18 protein-coding genes are annotated in these 23,233 nt (G+C 41.0%); 10 read left to right on the top strand and 8 right to left on the bottom strand.

What is annotated here, in order from left to right:
- Window positions 1-124: 124 nt before the first annotated feature.
- The 3 genes from QRN39_RS15110 to licT are packed head-to-tail and all read left to right on the top strand — an operon-like array spanning window position 125 to window position 4,334.
- The gene (locus QRN39_RS15110; RefSeq protein WP_284907550.1) at window positions 125-1,984 is read left to right on the top strand and encodes a beta-glucoside-specific PTS transporter subunit IIABC; all 1,860 of its coding nucleotides are present in this window, start codon (window positions 125-127) and stop codon (window positions 1,982-1,984) included.
- A 4-nt stretch (window positions 1,985-1,988) separates the two neighbouring features.
- Window positions 1,989-3,455: a glycoside hydrolase family 1 protein gene (locus QRN39_RS15105; RefSeq protein ID WP_284907549.1), complete on the top strand. Its 1,467-nt coding sequence runs from the start codon at window positions 1,989-1,991 to the stop codon at window positions 3,453-3,455.
- A 30-nt stretch (window positions 3,456-3,485) separates the two neighbouring features.
- Window positions 3,486-4,334 (top strand): BglG family transcription antiterminator LicT, encoded by an 849-nt coding sequence (gene licT / locus QRN39_RS15100; RefSeq protein WP_137054136.1) that lies wholly within the window; start codon window positions 3,486-3,488, stop codon window positions 4,332-4,334.
- A 101-nt stretch (window positions 4,335-4,435) separates the two neighbouring features.
- On the opposite strand, the gene QRN39_RS15095 is transcribed toward licT, so the two are convergent.
- The 5 genes from QRN39_RS15095 to QRN39_RS15075 all read right to left on the bottom strand — a co-directional run bounded on the left by QRN39_RS15095 (window position 4,436) and on the right by QRN39_RS15075 (window position 11,331).
- Window positions 4,436-5,614: a Rap family tetratricopeptide repeat protein gene (locus QRN39_RS15095; protein ID WP_284907548.1), complete on the bottom strand. Its 1,179-nt coding sequence runs from the start codon at window positions 5,612-5,614 to the stop codon at window positions 4,436-4,438.
- 641 nt (window positions 5,615-6,255) lie between these two features.
- Entirely contained in the window at window positions 6,256-7,020 is a 765-nt protein-coding gene (locus QRN39_RS15090; protein ID WP_284907547.1) for an ABC transporter ATP-binding protein, read from the bottom strand.
- Window positions 7,021-7,033: 13 nt separating this feature from the next.
- Window positions 7,034-9,361 carry an ABC transporter permease gene (locus tag QRN39_RS15085; protein WP_284907546.1) on the bottom strand — a complete coding sequence of 776 codons (2,328 nt, stop codon included), beginning with the start codon at window positions 9,359-9,361 and terminating at the stop codon, window positions 7,034-7,036.
- The gene (locus QRN39_RS15080) at window positions 9,358-10,611 is read right to left on the bottom strand and encodes an MFS transporter (RefSeq protein WP_284907545.1); all 1,254 of its coding nucleotides are present in this window, start codon (window positions 10,609-10,611) and stop codon (window positions 9,358-9,360) included. Before QRN39_RS15080 ends, QRN39_RS15085 begins: the two co-directional genes overlap by 4 nt.
- A 69-nt stretch (window positions 10,612-10,680) precedes the next feature.
- Window positions 10,681-11,331 (bottom strand): TetR/AcrR family transcriptional regulator, encoded by a 651-nt coding sequence (locus tag QRN39_RS15075; RefSeq protein ID WP_284907544.1) that lies wholly within the window; start codon window positions 11,329-11,331, stop codon window positions 10,681-10,683.
- A gap of 161 nt (window positions 11,332-11,492) precedes the next feature.
- On the opposite strand from QRN39_RS15075, the gene QRN39_RS15070 reads away from it, so the two are divergent.
- From QRN39_RS15070 to QRN39_RS15040, 7 genes are all read left to right on the top strand, one after another.
- Window positions 11,493-12,605 carry a CdaR family transcriptional regulator gene (locus QRN39_RS15070; RefSeq protein ID WP_284907542.1) on the top strand — a complete coding sequence of 371 codons (1,113 nt, stop codon included), beginning with the start codon at window positions 11,493-11,495 and terminating at the stop codon, window positions 12,603-12,605.
- Window positions 12,606-12,722: 117 nt separating this feature from the next.
- Window positions 12,723-13,994 carry a GntP family permease gene (locus QRN39_RS15065; protein ID WP_050944605.1) on the top strand — a complete coding sequence of 424 codons (1,272 nt, stop codon included), beginning with the start codon at window positions 12,723-12,725 and terminating at the stop codon, window positions 13,992-13,994.
- Between the two features lie 31 nt (window positions 13,995-14,025).
- Window positions 14,026-15,165: a glycerate kinase gene (locus QRN39_RS15060; RefSeq protein ID WP_284907541.1), complete on the top strand. Its 1,140-nt coding sequence runs from the start codon at window positions 14,026-14,028 to the stop codon at window positions 15,163-15,165.
- A 92-nt stretch (window positions 15,166-15,257) separates the two neighbouring features.
- A complete protein-coding gene (locus QRN39_RS15055) occupies window positions 15,258-15,596 on the top strand; it encodes a zinc ribbon domain-containing protein YjdM (protein WP_003215145.1) in 339 nt (112 codons plus the stop codon).
- A gap of 325 nt (window positions 15,597-15,921) precedes the next feature.
- Window positions 15,922-16,851, top strand: coding sequence for an ABC transporter ATP-binding protein (locus QRN39_RS15050; RefSeq protein ID WP_284907540.1), 930 nt, complete (start codon window positions 15,922-15,924; stop codon window positions 16,849-16,851).
- On the top strand, window positions 16,848-17,801 hold the full coding sequence (locus tag QRN39_RS15045; protein WP_003214722.1) for an ABC transporter permease: 954 nt from the start codon (window positions 16,848-16,850) through the stop codon (window positions 17,799-17,801). Before QRN39_RS15050 ends, QRN39_RS15045 begins: the two co-directional genes overlap by 4 nt.
- A gap of 28 nt (window positions 17,802-17,829) precedes the next feature.
- Entirely contained in the window at window positions 17,830-18,258 is a 429-nt protein-coding gene (locus QRN39_RS15040; RefSeq protein ID WP_003214965.1) for a DUF4064 domain-containing protein, read from the top strand.
- 45 nt (window positions 18,259-18,303) lie between these two features.
- Here QRN39_RS15040 and QRN39_RS15035 read toward each other — a convergent pair whose 3' ends face one another.
- The 3 genes from QRN39_RS15035 to QRN39_RS15025 all read right to left on the bottom strand — a co-directional run bounded on the left by QRN39_RS15035 (window position 18,304) and on the right by QRN39_RS15025 (window position 23,229).
- Window positions 18,304-19,632 carry a CitMHS family transporter gene (locus QRN39_RS15035; RefSeq protein WP_003214912.1) on the bottom strand — a complete coding sequence of 443 codons (1,329 nt, stop codon included), beginning with the start codon at window positions 19,630-19,632 and terminating at the stop codon, window positions 18,304-18,306.
- A gap of 298 nt (window positions 19,633-19,930) precedes the next feature.
- Complete coding sequence (locus tag QRN39_RS15030; protein ID WP_284907539.1) at window positions 19,931-21,997, bottom strand: beta-galactosidase; 2,067 nt, start codon at window positions 21,995-21,997, stop codon at window positions 19,931-19,933.
- A gap of 23 nt (window positions 21,998-22,020) precedes the next feature.
- On the bottom strand, window positions 22,021-23,229 hold the full coding sequence (locus tag QRN39_RS15025; protein WP_284907538.1) for a glycoside hydrolase family 53 protein: 1,209 nt from the start codon (window positions 23,227-23,229) through the stop codon (window positions 22,021-22,023).
- Window positions 23,230-23,233: the final 4 nt, after the last annotated feature.

The raw sequence follows: 23,233 nt of genomic DNA, 5'->3' as shown, positions 1-23,233 counted from the left end.
ATTAGACATGTGACTGGTCATGCAGGCAGGATCTAAAAACGATGAGTTTCTTTAATTTGTCGTTTTAGGTCCTTTTTTTATTGCCAAAATATAGGTCTCATGTATGAGAAAAGGGGGAGAAACAATGGATTACACACAGGTTGCCAAAGACGTTTTAAAGCATGTTGGTGGTAAAGAAAACATTGCGCATCTTGAGCACTGTTCCACAAGACTTCGCTTCACACTAATTGATCAGAAAAAAGCAGATGTACAAGCACTAGAAAAAACACCAGGTGTCATAGCTGTCAGAATGTCAGGACAATGCCAAGTGGTGATTGGGAATGACGTGATTGAAGTGTATCAAGAGGTAACAAGACTAGTGGGCAGCAGCTCATCGGGGCAAGTCGTGCCATCTAATCAGCCAAAAGAAAAAAGAAAAATAGGCACAGTTCTGTTAGATTTCATTGTCGGTGTCTTCCAGCCGCTTGTTCCAGCTATCGCAGGCGGAGGGATTTTAAAATCATTTCTTCTCCTTTTCTCTCTATTAGGCTGGATGGATGCAAAGGGTCAAACCTATCAAATATTGAACATGGTAGGGGACGCACCTCTTTACTTCCTGCCTTTACTAGTCGCTGTAACGACGGCGAATAAACTAAAGGTAAACCCATTGGTCGCATTATCAGCAGTCGGTGCGCTTCTTCTTCCGAACATGACGGCTATGCTTACTGAAGGTGCGCAATTGCTGTCATTCGACGTGAAAAATATAGCTTATGCGTATCAAGTGTTCCCAGCAATCCTTTCTGTATTGCTGTACGCTCAAATGGAAAAATTCTTTACACGATTTTCACCAAAACCAATTCGGATTTTCTTTGTTCCAATGATGTCATTAGTCATTACTGTACCAGTTACATTACTTCTATTAGGACCGATTGGTTTTACAGCAGGACAAGGTTTTTCATCCATCATTCTTGCAATGTTTAATACAGTAGGATGGGTAGCTGTCGCGATTTTAGCAGCAGTCCTTCCATTCATGGTCGCATCAGGTATGCACAAAGCGATGGTCCCTTATGCAGTCACAACGATGGGTACCCTTGGGAAAGAAGCACTTTATTTGCCAGCATCACTTGCGCATAATATTGCGGAAAGTGGAGCGTGTTTCGCTGTAGCACTACGCACAAAAGACAAGGTACTCAGATCAACAGCCATTTCGGCAGGGATTTCAGCATTTTTTGGTATCACAGAGCCTGCTTTGTATGGTGTGACACTTCAAAATAAGCGAGTCCTTGGAAGTGTCATGATTGGTTCGTTTGTTGGCGGGATCTTCATTGGATTAGTTGGTATACAAGCCTTTGTACTTGTTGGCCCTGGATTAGCAAGTATGTCGATGTTTATATCAGATGAGCTCCCACGAAATCTAATGTTTGCTGTCATTGGAGCAGTCATTTCCTTTATTGTCGCCTTTATCGCTGCTTTTGTATTAGGTAAGGATAAAACAGTAGAAGAAAAGACAAATGATCAAGCGGCATTTGCTGAACAAATTGGAGCAGGTGAAACATTCAAAAGTCCTGTGATTGGTCAAATGATCTCTCTATCTGAAGTAAAAGATGATATTTTCTCTTCAAAGGTCATGGGAGACGGAATTGCCATTGTCCCTTCAGAAGGAGCGCTTTACGCACCAGTAGATGGTGAGGTGACCATGCTGTTCGAAACAAATCATGCACTTGGTATGAAAACGGACCAAGGGGTTGAAGTACTATTCCACATTGGCATTGATACCGTTCAACTGCAAGGACAGTATTTTCATCCAAAAGTGCAGGCAGGAGAACGTGTTCAAGCAGGAGATTTACTGATTGAATTTGATGTAGAAAAAATTATAGCTGCAGGTTATGATCCAGTTACACTTGCTGTCATCACAAATACAGATCAATATGATATAAAGGTACAGCCATTACAAGAGGTCAATCGTCAAGATACATTGATGGTTGTCACACAATTAGGAGGCTAAACATATGACAACAATTAAAGGTTTTCCAAAAGGGTTTTTATGGGGCGGCGCAATTGCCGCCAACCAGGCAGAAGGCGCTTGGAATATAGATGGAAAGGGACCATCAGTTGCAGATATTGCAATGTATCGTTCCAATTTAAGTGTAGAAGATTATGAAGGACATCTTGCTGTGACTTCTGAAAATATAGAACGTGCAATAAAAGACCCAGATGATAAAAAGTACCCTAAACGCAGAGGTGTTGATTTCTATCACCATTATAAAGAGGATTTGGCTCTATTTGCTGAAATGGGCTTTAAAACACTTCGCATTTCTATTGCGTGGAGTCGGATCTTCCCTACTGGAGAAGAAGCTGAACCAAATGAAAAAGGGCTGCAATTCTATGATCGTGTATTTGCCGAAATGAAAAAACTCAATATAGAACCGATTGTGACACTCTCTCATTATGAAATGCCTTTAGCCCTTAGTGTGAAATATAACGGCTGGGTGGAAAGAAAAGTGGTCGATCTCTTTGTGAAGTTCGCCAATGTTTGTTTCGAACGTTATCAACATGATGTGAAATATTGGCTCACCTTTAATGAAATTGATAGTATTCACCGCCACTCATTTATTACAGCAGGAATTATTCCTGATCGTTGCCCAGAAGGTAAAGTAGAAGAGACGGTGTATCAAGCGCTTCATCATCAATTTGTTGCATCTGCTCTTGTAACAGCTGATTGCCATCGTATTATTCCAGGCAGCCAGGTTGGGTGTATGCTGACAAAATTGACAACGTATCCGCATACGTGTCACCCGAATGATGTGGAACAAGCCTTAAAACAAAACTTAGAAAACTATTTCTATGCAGATGTTCAGGTGTTTGGCGAATATCCGCCACTGATTACACGGATGCTTGAGAGAAAAAATATTCATATTCAAATGGAAGCAGATGATCTCAACATTCTAAAAGAAAACACAGTCGATTTCATCTCATTTAGCTACTATATGTCTTTAACTGAATCAGCTCAAGAAGGGTTAGAACAGACAGAAGGAAATACGATTCGAGGAGTCAAAAACCCTTATCTGCCTTCAACTGACTGGGGCTGGCAAATTGATCCGGTTGGTCTGAAAATTTCTTTAATCGAACTGTATGATCGCTATCAAAAACCTCTTATCATTGTCGAAAATGGAATGGGTGCAAAGGATAAAGTTGAAAGTGATGGCTCTATCCATGACGACTATCGAATTAACTATTTTAAAGAGCATTTCCGTCAGATGAGAGAAGCGATTGAAGAGGGCGTCGATCTCTTTGGATATACGAGTTGGGGCTCCATTGATATTATTAGTGCAGGTACATCACAAATGTCAAAACGCTATGGCTTTATTCACGTAGATCAAGATGATGATGGGAACGGAACATTAAAACGATCTCGAAAAGACTCATTTTATTGGTACCAAAAAGTCATTGAGACAAATGGTGAAGCGCTTGATTGAACACCACAATCATGAAAACAGGTGATGACGATGTTTAAAATCAAAAAAGTTTTAAACTCGAGTGTGGTCCTGGCTGAAGATCAGAACCAACAGGAGATGGTTTTGTTTGGCCGTGGGATTGGCTATGGACAGAAACCGGGTCAAATGATAGAAGAGAAAAAAGCGGACCAAGTCTTTATGTCAGTCGATAACATGAGAGCAAAAGAATTTCTTCAATTGTTAGATTCTATGCCTCAAGAGTTTATCGATTTAACTCAGCGCATCGTCCAATATGCAGAAAAACGGTTAAATTCAAATCTAAATTCAGGCGTTTATTTTACCTTAATGGATCATTTGAATTTTGCTGTTGAACGACATAAAAAGAATATTAATATTACGAATCGCGTGTACTGGGAAATCAAAAATTACTATACTGAAGAATTTGAAGTAGGGAAGTACGCTCTTGAGTTAGTCAATGATACGTTGGGCATACAATTACCAAAAGAAGAAGCTGCCAATATCGCCTTTCACCTAATCAATGCATTAGGTGAAGAATCCGATTCAAAAGATAGCATGAAATATGCCAAAATGATCGGAAGCATTGTCAATCTTGTGCGCTATACATTGAATATGAAAATGGACCAAGAGAATATTCATTACAGTCGGTTCATTACACATGTGAAGTTCTTTGTAGAGAGGTTGTATGCAAATAAATTACTGTCGGATCAAGAAAATGAGTTGTTTGAACAAATTGCACACTTGTATCCTCAGGCGATGGATGTTGCTTTTAAAATCAAAGATTATATTAAACAGGTGCATAGTATCGTCATTCCTAATGATGAGCTTACTTATCTTGCGGTACATATACACCGCCTCATATCTTATCAGCAATTAAAATAATGGTGGAACCACTTGCCTTGTGATCAGGCAAGTGGTTCTTTGCTGTGATCAATTTTTAATATTAAGTTCCGATAGGTCGTTCTGTTGTGCCAGGATTCGTCTCATTTAACGAATTGAAAGACACTGTTTGTCCGAAAACAACGATGGTTAAAGCAAGGATCAATAAACTCATTTTTTTCATTAGAATTCCTCCATTCAAATATAGGATGGTTCATGTGATAGGCTTCCTTCAAAAAGAGATAGGCTTGATGAAAGGCACCTAAATCTTCAAAGTGTTTTGCAGCTAGTGCACTTAATTCACAGGCACCTTCAGCATCCTTTAATTCTTTTAGAATGCTGATTTCCTCGAAACAGGCTTGAGCTTTTTGAGACATATCCTCAGTAAAATATAGATGGTAAAGCAAATTCATTTTTGCTGTATAGATGGGGCATTTCTCTGATTCGTGTTTTTGGTTGACCAATTCGAAGTAATAGAGAGCTTGTGTTCTTTCATCAATAGAGAGCAGCTCTTTGACTAACATAAACATGGTGTGATGGAAATAGCACGATGAGAGGTAGTTTTCATCACTTAGAGCCTTTTCTAGGGCATCGATACATTTTTTCGATTCTCCAGCTTCGGCATACAGAATACTGATATTATGAAAAAGCTGTGAAGTTAGAAAATGATCATTTAGATTGTCAGCGATGTGTAATGCTTTTTTGTAGTAGTTTTCTGCTCTTGTGAAGTCGCCAATATCCATATAATTAGCAGCGGCGATGACAATGGCTGTCGCTAATCTTCTTTCATATCCTTCATGACTTTTGAAAATATCTATAGCATTCTGAATATAGTGAAGAGAAATTAGGCTTTGACGAAGTAGCATATATAAGTTTGCGATTTTCGTATGGAATTCAGCTACTTCTATTTCATCCGGAATGTTTTGCAGTTTTTTCTCGGCAATTTTAAACAGTCCAATGGCTGATGCATAGTTTCTGTTATATGAAGCGTAAAGGGCTTTGTATAGGTAAAAATAGTATTCAATTAAGTCGTTTGTTTTAGAGGGGCAATCTAGCTCTGTCTGTTCATTCAGTTTTTTACCTCTTCGTTCATATATCATGAGTTTATACTTGCCTTCTAGCAATGAATAATAAGTCAATACCTCCTGATTCTCTTCCATTTCTTGAAGCAATTGCTTTAATTCTGTGTACATTGCGTTAGCACTTTGTACATCATGTTTGCGAATCGCAATTCGCCAATCATTTAAACGGTTCCCCACCTGTTCAGCAGAAATGATAGCCATGAAATTTCACCTCTTTAAGATCCTTTCACCTGTTTCACTAAAAAACGATATCACAATTTTTGGAAGAATATAATCATTTCTGTGAGGTGATTGCCAAGAGGTAATAAAAAGGACCTATGGTCATGTGATGTACGAAATTGTAATGGTGATTGAATGTTTATACAAATGATTAAAATCTTTTTTTAATCGTCTAAAAAAGAAATATATACAATGGATTTTATGATTATGATCAAAAATATCACTGGTATATTACAAATAAAGAGATTTTAGTTAATAGGTGGGTAAGTTGGAAGGTCGATCTATTAAAGAAAATCAGTTATGATGATGCTAGATCAAATTTGGAATAGAAACAGATAGAAGCAGACAAAAATTAGTCTGTTGGAAAGGATGTTGATATGAAAAAAAGATTTAAAAACTTAAATTGGCAAATCACAGTGATTATGGCGACGCTGTTACTTGTTTTAGTGACTCTGTATATGTCAAAGAGATACTTTTATAGCAAAGAAATCGAATTGCTGACAGAATCTTGTCAACAAGTAGGCGGCAAAATCATACTAGAGACTAATAGTTTGTCTATGGATTATTCATTTGAGTGCCAGGAAAAGTAAAACAGGCAGAAAGGCTGCCTGTTTTATTCCAACTTAAAACCCTAAATCTTGAAGCCATTGATTTAATCTGGTCTCCCGTTTCTCGGCAGTTGACTCATCATTATATCTCCCTAAATGTAAGCTAGCCGTTATTTCTCCGTCATTCATAAACATGATTCTTTCAGAACGAAGAGCAACCTTTGGGTCATGTGTGACAAGCAGTAGTGTCGCTCCTTCAGAATGGATTTTCGAAAATATATTCATCACTTCCTTCGTTGCATGGGAGTTAAGAGCACCTGTTGGTTCATCAGCGAAAAGAATGTCTGGTTCATTCATAAGTGCTCGACAGATAGAGGCTCTTTGAAGCTGACCTCCTGATACTTCTGACAAATATCTATCTGCTAAATGATCAATATCAAGTTTCTCCATTAAATATCTAGCTCGCTCATTCACTTCTTTTCTTGGCTTTTTCTTTGTTAAGTAAGCTGCAGCAATGATGTTATCAAATAGAGTAATATTTTTTAGTAAGTGGCTGTGTTGAAAGACAAATCCCATATCTGTTAAACGCAGAGCAGTTAACTGTTTATCTGTCATTTCTGATAATAAACTGCCTTTATATTTGATCTCTCCTGTTGAGGCTGATTCTATCCCGCTAAGCTGATAAAGCAAGGAGGTTTTCCCGCATCCGGAAGGTCCCATAATGGTCATAAATTCCCCGGGATTTATCGATAAATGGATATCTTTAAGAATGATTTGTTTCTGTCCTTTTAAAGAATCAATTTGCAAAGACAATCGCTTTGTTTCAATCAAGTGTTCCATGTGAAACATCTCCTTATGAAAGTGTATGACGTGTAGTTTGACTAGTAAAAAACGTCTTCAATAACGAAGCAGTTAAAGCTAAGCTGACAATCAATAGTGTGATTGGGTACACAACTGACACCCATTGTGGTGCTAGCCACTGTAGGCTTGATGCCCCTAAGGATGCTCCACCTACACTCATTAAAGCTGGTCCAATCGTGTGGACAGCGATCGTGCCAATAAATGTGCCCAAAGAGATAACGACGATAAAACTTGTGATATATTGTACTGTTACATCTTTTTTAGAAAATCCAATCGTTCGTAATAAATGGTTTCGGCTTGAATCTTTTGCTTTTAACATGTGCAGAAACATGAATAACATCAAACTGGCGGTTCCAAAAGCAGCTAATATAGACAAAAATGCAACGACTTTTACTAAAGATGCTGTGCTGCCGATTGTTTGATGAACGTATTCTTTCATATCTGTCACTTTTGCAGGAGATATCTCTTTTTCAAATACTGTCTTTTTCTTCGCAATTTCTACTCCTTGGTTTAGTTGGATTTGAATAGTTTTCCAAAGAGCTGTTTGAGGAAATGGCTGTGATATTGCTTTTGCTGTTTTCCCGCCGTTGGTGACATCCTGATAAATGCCAGTCACAGTTTTTTGAATTTCCTGCCCGTTTGTTACGAGAGTAATTTTTTCTCCAACCTTTTTCTGGAGTGAATCTGAGCTGAGCACTGATAAGGCAATTTCTTTTTTCTTTAAAGGCTGTCTCCCTTGTAAATAGGTGAGAGGAAATACTGAGAGATTACCTGTTTCTAAATAGAGTGTTTCTAATGAATTCTCCTTTGATTTTGCCTGAAGAGAAGTTGTTTCATATATGGCTGATGCATGAATATCTCGATCTTCACGGATCATTGATTCTATTTTATTAGTATTTTCCTTTAGATGATTTCCTTGTCGTATATCAATTCGAAGGTCACTTTGACCAGAGCCAAGATATGTGATGAAATCCGGCGATTGTAAGGTGTACCATAGCTGAATAGGCAGCAGCATCAAAAATGTACAAAGGGCCATAATACAAGTAATCGTTGTGTACAACTTCTTTCGTGATAACAGATCTTTTAAACCAAGCCAAATATTGACTGATATGAACCTGTTTTTCTTGAGATGCAAGGGTATTTGTTTTTTATCATTCGTTGAAATGACGCTACCTTGAAGTGCTTGAGCGGCTGATACTCGACCAAACTTTCTTAGGACAGTATAGCTGCAAGAAATGATGATCATTGCCATCACAATAGAAACACAAAGCGGGATGAACCAATAAGTAAAAGAAGGCTGATTCCCCATGTATCGCTGAATATTGGCTGTAAACATATCACCAAATATAAGAGTTAACCCATATCCTGCTATACACCCTATACCAGCAAGGAAGGCATACTTTCCAACGTATAATTGCTTGATTTTTGTTAAAGGAATCCCAAGCACCTTCAATATTCCAATTTCACGTTCGTCCTCTTCTATAGAAGCCGTCATAGCAAGATGAAGAGAGAGAAGAGCTATACCGATGAGCAGCATGCAAACAAGTAGGAGAATGGCAATCACCATTCCATCTGTCAATGCGTTCAGCATACGCAGCAAAGGTAATGTGACAGCTGGACCTTGTTGTGGAAGCTGTGATGACTGGTAGATTGCTTGAAAGGCATCTGCCTGCGCGGCATCATGCAGTAAAAATTCAATTAAATATTCCTTTTTATGAAACACTTGATTCATTGCGTCCCAATCCTTGTGATGAAGAAGGAATCTTTTCGAACTAACAAGACTGGGGTTCATTTGTGCATCTCGCAAGAATGCTTTAATACGGAAAGAGAATTGATTAGACCCTTTCCCAATCAGTAACGTTTCTCCTATTTTGAGATGATATCTTTGCTGAAAATAGATAGGGACAGCCACTTCACCTTTACTGACAGTGAGCTTTTCATTTTGTTCATTTAAAAGAAAATCAAAATAACGATTTTGTTTCACAAATAAATGATCCATCACACCTGCTTTGGCGGGTTCGTTTCCGAATTTGATATTTGCATGTTCAATTGGAATCATTGGGACGATTTGATGTGCTTTTACCATGGACTGCTTGCTTGAAAATGCCTCAATATCTTTTTCCTTTAGGCTGCCGTCATGCATTTGGACAAAGTCTGGTGTCTTGGCTGAATGGAGCAGATTAGAAATGGAACCATTCAGTTGTACTGTCATTTGAGCGGCACTTGTTGCTAGAAATGATGTCATCATAATGCATATGGTTAAACCGATGGAAATGAGACGGTGGCGGGTTAAGTCCTTCTTTATAAACGTCAGTCTCATGAGGCTGATTCTCCTTCATGTTGCAGCATATTTTTTGTTAAATAGGCAAGGGCAAACATGAAAGTACTGACTATTAGTACTGTCACATACATGTTTGCTGAAAACGTATTGAACAAGAATCCATACATCAATTGACCAAGCGGAGCAGCACATTGAGAAACCATTGTCAGATTGGCCATCACTTTTCCTAATTGACTATTTGGCGTTTTCTTTTGAACATGTGAAATCACAACGATTGAAATCATTGTAATAAGCATAGCAATCGGAAGACATCCTGCTAGAAAGAGAAAATAAGCTGGATAAGTGCCAAATTGAAGAGCTGTGTTGGATGTAGAGAATGCGACAGGTAGCAAGATGATCGCGATGACGATCAGCCAGCGATATAAAATAGGGATGCGCCAATGCTTTGCTACAAGTCCAACTAGCAGAGCTCCTGCGATGACAGCGAACTCAATCAAGCCCATGCCTACACCATACATGATGTCACTGCTTTTCATTGTGACCCTTAAAATGATTGGACCACCTACGATAAAAAAGGGCGTGAGGATGAAATTTAACATTGCAGCAAGCAACATGGCTCTTTTTAAAAATGGCTGACTGCCAATATAGGAAAATCCCTGTTTCATATCTTTTACAAGCACTTTGCCCATAGTTTCCGTTAGGGGGCTAGGTGAGAAGGATATGTTTAACCGTAAAAGCATGCATGCTGATAGAAAAAACACGATGGCACTGGCACCTATAATGGATTGACTTCCAATCAGTCCGTACAGAACCCCGCCGATAATAGGAGCGAGAACACCTGAAAGTGCCTGCACGCCATTGACGATCCCGTTTGCTTGTTCTAATTGTTCCTGTTTTACTAACTGTGGAATGCTCGACATCACAGCGGGAGCATAGAACGTACTCATCACACCAAGAAGCACCATGACCGCTCCGATCATAAAGAGTGAATCATTGCCTGAGAATAACCAAAAATAAAAAGCCAGAATCATGATGCCGGTGAGAACATCAAATAAAATCATCAAGTTCCTTCTGTTAAACCGGTCAGCGATTGCGCCTGCTAAGGGGGAAAGAAGGAGCGGGACATTGGATAAAGCGAACAGTAAGGCATATAAGTCAACACGCTGAGTCATATCCAGCACGTGTAAAGATAGAACAAACCGAATTAAGGAAGACCCAAAAACGGAAATAATCTGTCCAAGCACGAGGTAAATAAAGTGGGATGAACCTCTTTTAGATAATAAAGCCATTGGTATCACTCTCCTTCTAGACCGACCGTCAGTCTATAGTGTATGCAGGATTGGTATTGAAGTGACCAATCACTGATTAAGTTCATCAAGTTCTCCAGATAAACGTTTCAGAAGAAAGGAGAAGCTCCCCTTTTCTGCATGTAATGAGGATTCGAGGATATCGATAAAAGCTAGCGCGCGCTGCATACTCTCTTCGGCTGTCCATTGAAAAAGGCCCTCATCAAATATGACCTGTGCAGAAGCAAGAAGGAATTCCACCGTTTCTTGCGGGTACTTTGTTTTGAATGTCCCTTCTTCCACCCCTTGCTGAATGACATCAGCTAAAACGGGTGATAGTTCTTTAATCGCTTTGATTAAGCTTTTTTGGTGCATCTCTGCATTAGAAGGCTGATGGAATTGTTCAATCATGCCCTGTTTATTGCTTCCTTGCTGAGGCGATTGCGCCATGATAATGCGAAATAGTTTGTCGACGACTGGAAGGTCTGGCTCAGCCGCAATACGCTTCGCCACGATGATATCTGCTTTGATAATCCTGTCAATAATGGCATCCATCACTTCTTCTTTGGATGAAAAGTAATAATAAAAAGTGCCTTTTGCAATGCCAACAGCTTTCAGAATGTCGATAATCGTTGTTTGCTGATAGCCTTTGGTAGAAAAAAGCTCTTCGGCTGCGTTTAAGATGTCATTTTTACGTTCTTCAGGATGTTTAACTGTTCTCATAAAGCCATCCTTTCTTTTGACTAGACTGTCGGTCGGTCTCTTGATTTGATTAAACCCTTTTCAATGTATCTTTGTCAATGCCTCATTTTTAAACACTTTGCATTTATTGTGCAATGACACTATGATACATTGAATGAAAATACCTTCAGGAGAGATGCCTCATGCAATTTTTAACCACTGAATTGGCACAAGAAATGGTTGAACGTACGATGCGTATTTTAGATAAAAATATCAATGTGATGAATGCGGATGGTGTCATCATTGGTTCTGGTGAACGAAACAGGATTGGTCAGAAACATGATGGTGCACGACTTGTTCTGACAAGCGGGGACAGTGTGGAAATTGACCACGATGCGTCCTTACACTTAGAAGGAGTGAGACCAGGAATCAATTTGCCTATTTGCTTTCGTGAACAAGTAGTTGGTGTGATTGGCATTACTGGTGAGCCAGAGGACATTCGGCATCATGCCGAGCTGGTGAAAATGGCGGCTGAGCTGGTGTTAGAGCAGTCTTTTCTGCTTGAACGAGTTCAGTGGCGGCAGCGAATAGAGAGTGAAATTGTCAATCAGTTAATTTCTGATTCGGACGTTGGTGATCATCAGCTAAAGAACCGAGCTGCATGGCTGGGAATGGATTTAGATAAACGCCGAATGGCCATCATTTTTCAGCCAGTTCCATCCTCAGAAGACGCTGTGCATAAAATGATTCATGCGATTCAATACGATAAGAATGTGGATGATTTGCTTGGCATGACCTTTCGTCATGAATTGGTTCTTTTAAGGCAGCCGATTTCTGATCATTTTTTAAAGCATGTGGTTGGGCAGCTGCAAAGAACAATGGAAAAAGCAGTAGGAGGCCAGGTGCTGGTGGGGATAGGGACTGTCGCCGCCGACATAAGCCAGCTGTCATTGTCCTTTGGGCACGCAAGAGATTCCTTGAGGTTGGGGAAGGATCTTGATCCGAAGGAAAGTATTTATTTTTTTGAATCTTATCAGCTGGAAAGGCTATTGATTACTGCAGGAGCTGTTGAAGAAAACAGTAGTTGGATTGACTTTTACAAGCCAATAATACAAGAAGTGGAGCTTGCCCACACATTAAGAATTTACATTAAAGAAGGCGGTGATTTACAAAAAATTGTTGATCGTTTATTTATTCACAGGAATACATTGCGATATCGTTTAGATAAAATACAAGCTTTGACTGGAAAAGATCCCCGTCATGTGAAACAGTTGATGGAGCTTTATATGGCGCAGTTGATGAGTCAACTATCTTAATTGTGCATATGCACAATTGAATAAAGGAATAAATGAAAAAAGTTCATCTAGATTCACAACCCGATCCCAGTTAGTAAACGCTTACAATTAAAGAAAGACATTTTGGGGGGATCGAAAATGAGTGGAGATGTGACAGTAAGTACACTAGGAGCCATGACGGCACTTGTGGTTGCGATTGTTCTTATTCTAAAAAAAGTATCACCTGCATATGGCATGCTGGCAGGTGCTTTCATAGGCGGCTTGGTAGGCGGTGTAGATATTGTTCAGACCGTCAACGTCATGATGGAAGGCGCTAAGGATATGATTCCAGCTGTCCTCAGAATTATGGCGGCAGGTGTACTGGCTGGCGTTTTAATTGAGTCGGGTGCAGCTTTATCTATCGCTGAGGCGATCGTGAAGAAGCTTGGAGAGGCGAGGGCGTTATTAGCACTTGCACTGGCAACCATGATTTTAACAACAGTGGGTGTTTTTGTAGATGTAGCTGTTATCACGGTAGCGCCTATCGCACTTGCCATTGCGAAACGGGCAAAGCTGTCAAAAACGGGGATTTTACTCGCCATGATTGGAGGCGGGAAGGCAGGGAATATCATGTCACCGAATCCAAATGCCATTGCCGCTTCTGATGTTTTTGGTGTACCGCTTACTTCAATGATGGCTGCGGGTGTCATTCCGGCTGTGTTTGGATTGGCTGTTACATATGTGTTAGCTAAAAAGCTTGCAAAAAAAGGGACACCTGTTCTTGAAGAGGAAACCGCGTTAAGCAAAGGTGAAGTGCCAGCTTTTTTTCAAGCACTTGCGGGTCCGCTTGTCACCATTTTATTGTTGGCTTTAAGACCGCTTTTTCAAATCAATATAGACCCAATGATCGCCTTACCGATCGGAGGCATTATAGGCGCTCTTTTCATGAAAAAAGGGAAGTTTCTCAATGATTATGCGATGTCGGGGCTTCATAAAATGTCGGGTGTAGCGATTATGTTATTAGGGACAGGCACACTAGCAGGAATTGTATCGAATTCTTCCTTAAAAGATGTGTTTATTCAAGCACTCGATGCTTCGGGATTACCACCGTATTTACTTGCACCAGCTTCAGGGATATTTATGTCAGCCGCCACTGCTTCGACAACAGCAGGAACGGCGGTAGCGAGTGGCGTATTTAGCGGTACACTCATTGGGCTTGGTGTATCGGCTCTTTCAGGAGCAGCCATGATTCATGCTGGTGCAACTGTGCTTGATCATATGCCGCATGGGAGCTTTTTTCATGCAACAGCAGGAAGTGTTCAAATGGACATCAAAGAGCGGTTGAAACTCATGCCTTTTGAATCGTTAATTGGTTTGACATTAACTGTCGTATCGACCATTATTTTCGGCGTTTTTCAGTTGTTTGGCTGATGACATTTGATAAGAAACGAGGGGCTTTAGGATGAAAATTGTGATTGCACCAGATTCATTTAAAGAAAGTTTATCTGCATATGAGGTAGCATGTGCCATCGAACGAGGATTTCATGCGATTTTGCCAGACGCTGAATATATTAAACTTCCCATGGCAGATGGAGGAGAGGGAACTGTTCAATCACTAGTTGATGCGACCGGCGGGTACATGATCAATCAAGTAGTCACAGGCCCGCTTGGTGACCCTGTCGATGCCTTTTTTGGCATGTTAGGAGACGGTGAGACGGCCGTTATAGAGATGGCCGCAGCCTCTGGGTTACACCTTGTTCCGCAAGAAAAACGCAATCCGTTATTTACGACATCGAAAGGAACTGGGGAATTAATGATTGCGGCACTAGATCAAGGAGCAAAGCATGTCATCATTGGGCTTGGCGGGAGTGCAACAAATGATGGCGGCGTTGGAATGATGCAAGGATTAGGTGCGGCTTTTCTTGATCAAGCAGGACAGGAGCTATCGCCAGGCGGTGGAGCCCTTCATCAACTAGCTTCTATTGATCTATCTGGACTTGACCCAAGACTGCATTCCGTTCGGCTGGAGGCAGCCTGTGATGTGGATAATCCTTTAACAGGTAAGAGAGGAGCGTCTGTCGTATTTGGTCCTCAAAAAGGTGCAGATGAAGAAATGGTTCAAGTGTTAGACAAGAATTTAGCTCATTTTGCTCACATAGCAGAAAAGCAGTTTACTGTATCTTTTGAAGATGCAGCAGGGGCAGGAGCGGCAGGAGGACTTGGTGCGAGTTTATTAGGCTTTTTACACGCCGATTTGCAAAGAGGAATTGACATTGTGCTGAAGGCTGTTCGGTTTGATGATGTCATCAAGGAGGCAGACCTAGTCATTACTGGGGAAGGCCGAATTGACCAGCAGACCATTTATGGAAAAACCCCAATCGGTGTAGCCAAAGCAGCAAAGCAGCATCACCTGCCTGTGATTGGTATCGCGGGCTCCCTCTCAAAAGACAGTGCTGTCGTACATGAGCATGGCATTGATGCACTTTTTAGTATCGTTCCAGGTGTAACTTCTCTTTCTGAGGCAATGAGAGATGGGGCTATTCATGTAGAAAGAACCGCTCGAAATATTGCGGCTGCTATATCAATTGGAAGAAATAAGTAAACGATGAAAAATGTTTCCTTTTCTATCACATTATTTCTATAGAAATGTGGTAAAATTGTATGAAATGCTATAGAAAGTTGGAGGAAACACAAATGTCTAATCTACCAAATTGTCCTTCATGCAGTTCAACGTATACTTATGAGGATGGCAGTCTGCTGGTTTGTCCTGAATGTGCGCATGAATGGTCACTTGAACAAGAACAAGCGGCAGAGGAGCAGCTTGTGGTCAAAGATGCGAATGGAAATCTATTAAGTGATGGGGATACGGTCACTGTCATTAAAGATTTAAAAGTAAAAGGCTCTTCTTCCGTTTTAAAAATAGGAACGAAGGTCAAAGGCATTCGTTTAGTGGAAGGCGATCATAACATTGATTGTAAAATTCCTAGCTTTGGGGCAATGAAGTTAAAATCAGAGTTTGTGAAAAAGGTATAATAACGAAAGGAGGCTGTCAGTAGAGGCCTCTTTTTCATTTCTTTATTTATAGGTGAAAGGAATAATCTTAAAAAAAATCCATACATATATACCTGTTGAAAAAGGTTCATTTTTAAAAAATCAAGCCTCTTTTCACATAAAAAATTGTTGTTTTCTTAACCCTACCTTAAAAAAGGCAGAGGATTCTCTAAATTTTGCCTAATCCCCTTCACAACTTTTGGGCATTGCTGTACCATATGGAAGTGTTCTTCTATTTTTAACGGATCATGGTGTTTATCAGGGAATAAGATGATAGATGATACTTAGACAAAGAAGGAGAGGTAACGTGACGAACGTTTTAGAACTGCATAATGTATCTAGGCATATTCACGGGAAAAAGATCGTTCAAGACTTGAGCTTTTCTGTCCAATCGGGCGAAGTCTTTGGCTTCTTAGGACCAAACGGCGCAGGGAAAACAACAACCATTCGTATGATGGTCGGTCTTTCTCCAATTACATCTGGTGACATTCTGATTAATGGCCATAGTATTCAATCCTCATATCAGCATGCCATCCAAGATGTTGGTGCCATTATTGAAAACCCAGAAATGTATAATCATTTAACGGCAAGACAAAATCTTGTTCACTTTGCCAGAATGAATGGGAAAGTGGATGAAGGGCGAATTGATGAGCTGCTAGAGCTGGTCAGCTTACAGCACGTGAAACATAAGCGTGTCCGAACGTTTTCATTAGGCATGAAGCAGCGTTTAGGCATTGCGCAAGCACTTATACATAGACCAAAACTACTGATATTAGATGAGCCGACCAATGGACTTGATCCAGAGGGAATTCGCATGATACGAGATTACTTGAGAAGGCTTGCAAAGGAAGAAGGGCTAGCTGTCATTGTTTCAAGTCACCTCATGTCAGAAATGGAACTGATGTGTGATCGTTTTGCGATTATCCAAAAAGGAAAGCTGATTGCGATTGAGGATCAGCGTGCAGAGACGAATCAAGACGATTTGGTCAATTACCGAATGAAGGTCGCATCTGGTGAGCTGGCAGAAGCCCAGAAACTCATTGGTATATTTGAGGAAGGCACGACTGTAAGAGAAGAGGAGCAGTATTTATTCTTCTCCTTGTCAGAAGAGAAAATGCCGGAATTGATTCGTCATTTGAGCGGCGCGTCCATTCATTTGTACGAAATCAAAATAGAAAAGCAAACCTTAGAAGATAAGTTCTTAAGCTTAACAGGTAAAAAGGAGGCAGACGTATGATACGCCTCATTCAAAACGAGTGGATGAAGATCAGTTATCGTGTTGGAACTTGGATTATGGTTGGACTTCTTGTTTTAGGTATGATTGCTACACTGATCTTTGTAGTGAAAACAAATGACAAAGATCAAGCTTCAGGTGAATGGAAAACTCAGCTAGAAATGATGAATACGGAGAACAAGAAAGAGCTCAAAGAGACAGAGAATGGTTTCTTTAAAAGAAGCCTTGAAAAAGAGATCGCTATTAATGATTATCGAATCAAGCATAACTTGCCGCCAGCTGATCAGTTTAGCCACAGTGTATGGGATTATGTGAAAACAAACGCCAATTTACTTCAGCTAGTAGGTGTGTTTGTGATCATTATTGCTTCCACTATTGTGTCGGCTGAATACAAGCATGGTACAATCAAATTATTATTGATTCGTCCACCATCAAGGCTAAAGATCCTAATATCTAAATATATTACAGTACAGCTGTATGCTCTTTTACTTGTTGTGGTGCTATTTATCTTGTCCTTCATATTGGGTGCTATTTTCTTTGGACTTAGTACTGATTATGTGAATTTGGTGTATCACAATGGTGAAGTGATTGAACGTTCGCAGTTTGCAAATATGATCTATTATTATCTTGCTCATTGTGCAATGTTTGTCGTTTTGGGAACCCTTTCGTTCGCCATTTCTACAGTATTTAGAAGTGAAGCCATCTCCATTGCCATTAGTGTGTTAGCTTATATTGTGGGTGGATCAGTTACAGGTATTTTAATGCTCTTCTTTGATTGGTCAAAATATTTGTTATTTGCAAACGATCCATCCCAATACTTTATGGAACAGGTTACTCTTATCGAAGGTATGTCTCTAGGATTCTCATTAATCGTCCTAGTCATCTATTGGGCTATTTTCTTGGCCATTGCCTTAATTGTCTTCCAAAAACGAGAAGTGAAAACAGGCAGTTAAATTTTAAAAATTTTTAGGAGGTTTACACATGATTAGTCGTAAAGGTGAAAAAATTATGGGGATTATTAGTATTGTCCTCAATGCCATTGGTGTTGGATTTGGAGCATTAATCCTCTCGGTAGGTCCATCATTTTATAATGAAATTAATGAAGTGCTACAAGAGGAAGGCGAAACATTACCGATTGAAACGCTTCAAGCTTCAGTTAATGCATTTGGTACGCAGTTTATGGTCGTTTCTGGAATTGCAGCAGTGCTATCGATTGTCGGTGTTATTCTCTTGAAAACAGACCGCCGTGCCGTGATTTCAGGTGTTCTTTTCTTGGTGTCTGCTGTGACTCTTTTAATTGGAACAATCGGTCTTGCATTCGCTCCAATGGTTCTATTGTTTATCATTGGATTAATGTCTCTTATTAGAAAGCCGAATACAGACATTCACACAAGTGAATATCCTTCATAATACAAAGAAAAAGACATGCGTCGTTGTACGCATGTCTTTCTTTTTTTAAATGATACCGATTAGCATCGCCACGAACAGAAGGATAATACTGAATCCCCACATCCAAAAGAAGGAGTAGCGGATATGTTTCCCCATATCCACCCCTGCTAGGCCTACAGCGAGCCAAACAGCAGGCGCAAGCGGACTGACAAAGGTTCCGATAATATTCCCAATCATCATGGCATATGCCGCTGAAGTACCAGATACGCCAACCTCAGATGTAATGGATTCAACAATTGGCAGAAGGGCGTAATAATAGGCGTCTGTACTAGTCAGCATATCGAGCGGCACTCCAAGCATCCCGACAATAATATGTAAAAATGGCAGTAAGAAAGCTGGTAAAATATGAATACTGTCGACCGCAATGGCTTTCAGCATCCCTGTACCTTCAAGAATTCCTAAAAATGAACCTGCGGAGAAAATAACAGCCGCCATCATCAGTGCACTAGGTGCGTGCGCCTTGATTCTTTCCATCTGTAAATTCACATTCGGAAAGTTAATCAACAGTGCTAGTGACAGGCCAATCATAAACATATAACTAGCAGGAATTACGTTTAACACGAGAAGTACCACAACACAGACAAATAGAATAAGGTTCACCCAGATGAGATGATAACGCTTTAAAGAAGCGTCACCTGTTTCGCTAATAGACTGAATGGCACGATCCCAATCGGCGCCTTCTAGTTGAACAGCAGCTACTTCGTTTGCAGCAATTTTCACCCGAATTCGTTTTTCTTCCCTCTTTCCTAAAAAGAACGCCATTCCTAACACGAGCACCACCCCAATGAGCTGGATCGGAATAAGCGGCACCCAGAGTTCAGATGGATCCATATTCAAGACGCTTGCTGCCCGTCCAGTCGGACCAGCCCAAGGAATCATATTGGTTAATCCAGCACTCGTCCCAATTAATAACAGCAGCAAGTAAGGACTCATATGTAATTTTTTATAAAGTGGCAGCAGTGCAGGTACAGTTAATAAAAAGGTTGTAGCCCCTGCTCCATCTAAGTGAGCAATGATCCCAATTAAAGCAGTTCCCATTGCAACTGTGACAACATTTCCTTTTGTCAGCTTAATTAATGCTTTAATTACAGGTTCAAAGAACCCTGTATCTTGTAAAATGCCGAAAAATAAAATGGCGAAGATAAACATGGTCGCCACCGGCAATACTTTGATAATTCCTTCTTCAAAAAAGGTTTGAATGTCATTTATCCCAAATCCCGCAATCAGTGCTCCTATTAAAGGCACCATGACCATGGCGACAATTGGACTTGCTTTCCCCCAAATCAGCAATACAACAATCGTTAAAATAATCAACAATCCAACAAGCGTTAACATAAGACCCTCCCCCTACAATAAACCGTTTACATTTGTTTGCTCTTTTTATCACAATGCAGTCCCACAGCTGCATTGAAAAAAAGGGTATCAAAAATATGAGCATTAGGCAACCGCTTTCATACCTATACAATGGTAAAAAAGGATGGTGAATCCATTCGTGGTGCGGTATCAAACATGTCAAAAAATTTAGATAAAATATAAAGGTTCATATACATTTCTACTAATAAATATATTTATATAGGTATTTAGAATTATCTAAATAAAAAGAAGCGTCCAATGAATGAACACTTCTTTTAAATTATTTTTTCAAGATGATGTACTCGTAAGGATCAAGCTGAAGCTTCTCTGGCACCTGCTCATCAGTCAGCATATTTTCATAGCTTTCCGCTGAATCTAGTGATATGTTCTGCTGCTCTTCTGTAAAATTCATCATAAACACATATTCCTGAGTGCCATCTGTTCGTTTTTGTACACTGACTCCCTCTGGAATCACCGCTGATAGGACGGGCTGTATCTCCATTTCTGCGATGAGTTCCTCGTAAAACTCATCATAAAAAATCTCCTCATTTTCGGAAGCCATATAGTATGCTTTTCCATCTCCAAAAGGATGGACAGTCAGGGCTGGCTGTCCTTCGTAGCAGCCGTTCTCAAAATGTCCTAACACAGAGGCCGTTTCAGGATGTATGGATTCGCAATATTGCCCGACATGGTAGGTGCGTCCATTTCCTGTGGTCATTAATACATGTTCATCTGGCATCAATGTGTTGATTTCCTCAGCCCAAATGCCAAGTACATGGCGGAGAGGACCGGGGAAACCGCCGAGGAAACAGAGGTCGTTTTCATCGACCATGCCGCTCCAGTACGTTGCCACAAAAATGCCGCCCTCTTTGACAAATGCTTCGATCTTTTCTGCCACGCCTGGTTTGATCATGTAGAGCATTGGACCAACGAGCACACGATAGGATGAGAAATCCTTTTCCATGCCGACAATGTCAACAGGAATGCCTTTTTTCCAAAAGCTTCGATAGTGAGTTTGACAAGCCTCTACATAGCGTTTGTTTGTATTATTTAAGCCTTGTGCATCATCAATGGCCCAGTGGTTTTCCCAATCATATATGATGGCGACTTCTGGTTGAACGGATGTCCCCGCGATGGGTTGCAGCTGCTCCAGCTGTTTCCCTAGATCAGCGACCTCTTGAAACACGCGCGTATGTTCATGTCCGGAATGATCGACTACCGCGCCATGGAATTTCTCGGAGGCACCTCGCCCTTGGCGCCACTGGAAGTAAAGCACGGAGTCTGATCCGTGGGCAATCGCCTGTATGGCAGAAAGGTGTGCCATGCCTTTGTGTTTGACCTTATTCACTTCATGCCAGTTCACAAGGCTCGGTGTACTCTCCATCACGAGAAATGGCTGCCCGTCCTTTAATGAACGATATAAGTCGTGAACGAAGGCAACGTTTGACGCTAATTCAGCGGTTGTTTCCCTGCCGCTATGCCATGCTGGATAGCTATCCCATGAAATTACGTCGACCTCTTTTGCAAATTGATGATAATCCAGTCCAAGAAATGGGCGCATATGCGGGTAGTCGCCCATAAAGTTGGTGGTCACTGGAATATGGGGCGTCAATTCCCGAAGCGGTTCAATTTCATTTTGATAAAAATTGATCGTTTGCGCTGTGACAAAGCGTTTCCAGTCTAGGTTCATCCCGTGAATCATGTGCTCCCCGTGCGGTGCAGGTGACTCGATTTGTGACCAATCACTATACGTGTGGCTCCAAAATCCTGTCCACCATGCTTGATTCAAAGCTTCAAGGTCATGATTGTACTTGTCTTTCAAAAAGTCTCGAAATGCTTCCTGGCAGAGATCACAATGACATTCGCCACCGTACTCATTCGAAATGTGCCACATGATCAGTGCTGGGTGATCCTTGTAGCGTTCAGCGAGCAAACGATTGAGTGTATTCGTTTTTTCTCTATAAACCGTTGAGGTGAAGCAATGATTATGGCGAAGTCCATGTAAGTTACGCTGACGGTTCGCTTCGACGCGCAATACCTCTGGATATGCTTGTGACAGCCAAGCAGGTCGTGCCCCGCTTGGCGTTGCAAGAATGGCGTGTGCCCCCTGTGCTGCCAAGCGGTCCATGATGTCATCCAGCCATGTAAAATCATATTGACCTTCTTTTGGCTCTAGCTTACTCCATGCGAAAATGTTGATGGAGAATGTTTGACAGTGTGCAAGCTTCATTAATCGAAAATCTTCGTCAATGATCTCCGGCATATGAAGCCATTGATCTGGATTATAATCGCCACCATGCAAAAAGCCTTTCACATTGGGGTGAACGAGTGGGTAACGCTTTCCCATTTTGTCACGTCCTATCCTTTTAATTACGGTGTCATTTGTTTAAATACGTCTAGAGAAGGCAGTGCTTTTCCGTTGAAATCAAACATCGCTTGATTTTCCCAAGCATTTCCGACCGTACCGGTTGTTTGGATATAAGCCAGCCCATATTGACTTGACCACGGAGCGCCTTTCACTGGAATCCAAAGCGGCTCCCAATAAAAGAACCCTTTCCCGCGATTGTTTTTCACTTGTGAAATTTTTTCTGATAGATCTCGTATAAAAGATGCCTGGCCTTGAGGTGAAGCTGGGTAGCCGGCAGTATTGACTGAATCTTGGTTAAATGAGTTTTCTAGGTTGTCGCCATTTGCTGTTGTAAAACCGTAGGCGGTTTCTACCACGATGACGTCTTTGTTATAGCGGACGCTAATATCATTCATATTGTTAGTAAGACCGCTAAATCCGCCGTCCCAATACGGGTAATAAGATAGACCGATCGTATCGAATGAGACGCCTCGTTTGTTGATTTCATCAAACCACCAGCGGGAGGCGCCATTGTCCCCACCATGGGCAAGGTGAAGCATAATTTTGATATTTGAATCGACAGAGCGGACTGCATTTGTGCCAGCCTTTAGCAAAGCGGCGAGCCGGTCAAATTCACCGCCGCCTTCACCCCAGCTTTTGCCGTTCGGCCACAGCATGCCTGAGTTCAATTCGTTTCCGACCTGTACCATGTTCGGCAGCGCATTTTGGGCTCTCATCGCTTTGAGTACATCCCCTGTGTAAGTGCCAACCGCTTTTACTAAATCGTTTTGTGAAAGAGATGTCCATGCTTTCGGTTTAAACTGTTTACCAGGATCAGTCCAGAAATCACTGTAGTGAAAATCAAGCAGCACTTTCATATTTTGTGCTTTTGCGCGTTTCGATAAAGCGATCGCTGTATTGAGATCGTTTGTCCCGCCGTTATAGGCACGGCCTTGATTGTCGTATGGGTGGTTCCACAGTCTAATACGCACATAGTTGACGCCTTTTTCCTTTAATAGCTTGAGCGGGTCCACCTGTTTTCCATTTTGGTCGAAGTATCTGCCGCCGCTTCTCTCCACTTCCGCAAGCATGGAGATATCGGCTCCTTTAATGAAATCACCTTGCAGTCCATTGATCGGCTGAACGGAAATGGCATCCGCTTTTGCTTCAGGTAAAATCCCTAATCCCATCAAAAAGAAAACGACAACCGTGACGAGCATCCATTTCTTCATCAAA

Source organism: Bacillus sp. lyk4-R2A-2, from assembly GCF_030209735.1.
GTDB classification, from domain to species: Bacteria; Bacillota; Bacilli; order Bacillales; family Bacillaceae; genus Bacillus; species Bacillus pumilus.
The sequence above is the reverse complement of the archived record's forward strand: the minus strand, read 5'-3'. Positions and strand labels throughout refer to the sequence as shown.

Coding starts and splice junctions, on each gene's coding strand:
- QRN39_RS15110 (WP_284907550.1), top strand. CDS start 125: ATGGATTACACACAGGTTGCCAAAGACGTTTTAAAGCATGTTGGTGGT.
- QRN39_RS15105 (WP_284907549.1), top strand. CDS start 1,989: ATGACAACAATTAAAGGTTTTCCAAAAGGGTTTTTATGGGGCGGCGCA.
- licT (WP_137054136.1), top strand. CDS start 3,486: ATGTTTAAAATCAAAAAAGTTTTAAACTCGAGTGTGGTCCTGGCTGAA.
- QRN39_RS15095 (WP_284907548.1), bottom strand. CDS start 5,614: ATGGCTATCATTTCTGCTGAACAGGTGGGGAACCGTTTAAATGATTGG.
- QRN39_RS15090 (WP_284907547.1), bottom strand. CDS start 7,020: ATGGAACACTTGATTGAAACAAAGCGATTGTCTTTGCAAATTGATTCT.
- QRN39_RS15085 (WP_284907546.1), bottom strand. CDS start 9,361: ATGAGACTGACGTTTATAAAGAAGGACTTAACCCGCCACCGTCTCATT.
- QRN39_RS15080 (WP_284907545.1), bottom strand. CDS start 10,611: ATGGCTTTATTATCTAAAAGAGGTTCATCCCACTTTATTTACCTCGTG.
- QRN39_RS15075 (WP_284907544.1), bottom strand. CDS start 11,331: ATGAGAACAGTTAAACATCCTGAAGAACGTAAAAATGACATCTTAAAC.
- QRN39_RS15070 (WP_284907542.1), top strand. CDS start 11,493: ATGCAATTTTTAACCACTGAATTGGCACAAGAAATGGTTGAACGTACG.
- QRN39_RS15065 (WP_050944605.1), top strand. CDS start 12,723: ATGAGTGGAGATGTGACAGTAAGTACACTAGGAGCCATGACGGCACTT.
- QRN39_RS15060 (WP_284907541.1), top strand. CDS start 14,026: ATGAAAATTGTGATTGCACCAGATTCATTTAAAGAAAGTTTATCTGCA.
- QRN39_RS15055 (WP_003215145.1), top strand. CDS start 15,258: ATGTCTAATCTACCAAATTGTCCTTCATGCAGTTCAACGTATACTTAT.
- QRN39_RS15045 (WP_003214722.1), top strand. CDS start 16,848: ATGATACGCCTCATTCAAAACGAGTGGATGAAGATCAGTTATCGTGTT.
- QRN39_RS15040 (WP_003214965.1), top strand. CDS start 17,830: ATGATTAGTCGTAAAGGTGAAAAAATTATGGGGATTATTAGTATTGTC.
- QRN39_RS15035 (WP_003214912.1), bottom strand. CDS start 19,632: ATGTTAACGCTTGTTGGATTGTTGATTATTTTAACGATTGTTGTATTG.
- QRN39_RS15030 (WP_284907539.1), bottom strand. CDS start 21,997: ATGGGAAAGCGTTACCCACTCGTTCACCCCAATGTGAAAGGCTTTTTG.
- QRN39_RS15025 (WP_284907538.1), bottom strand. CDS start 23,229: ATGAAGAAATGGATGCTCGTCACGGTTGTCGTTTTCTTTTTGATGGGA.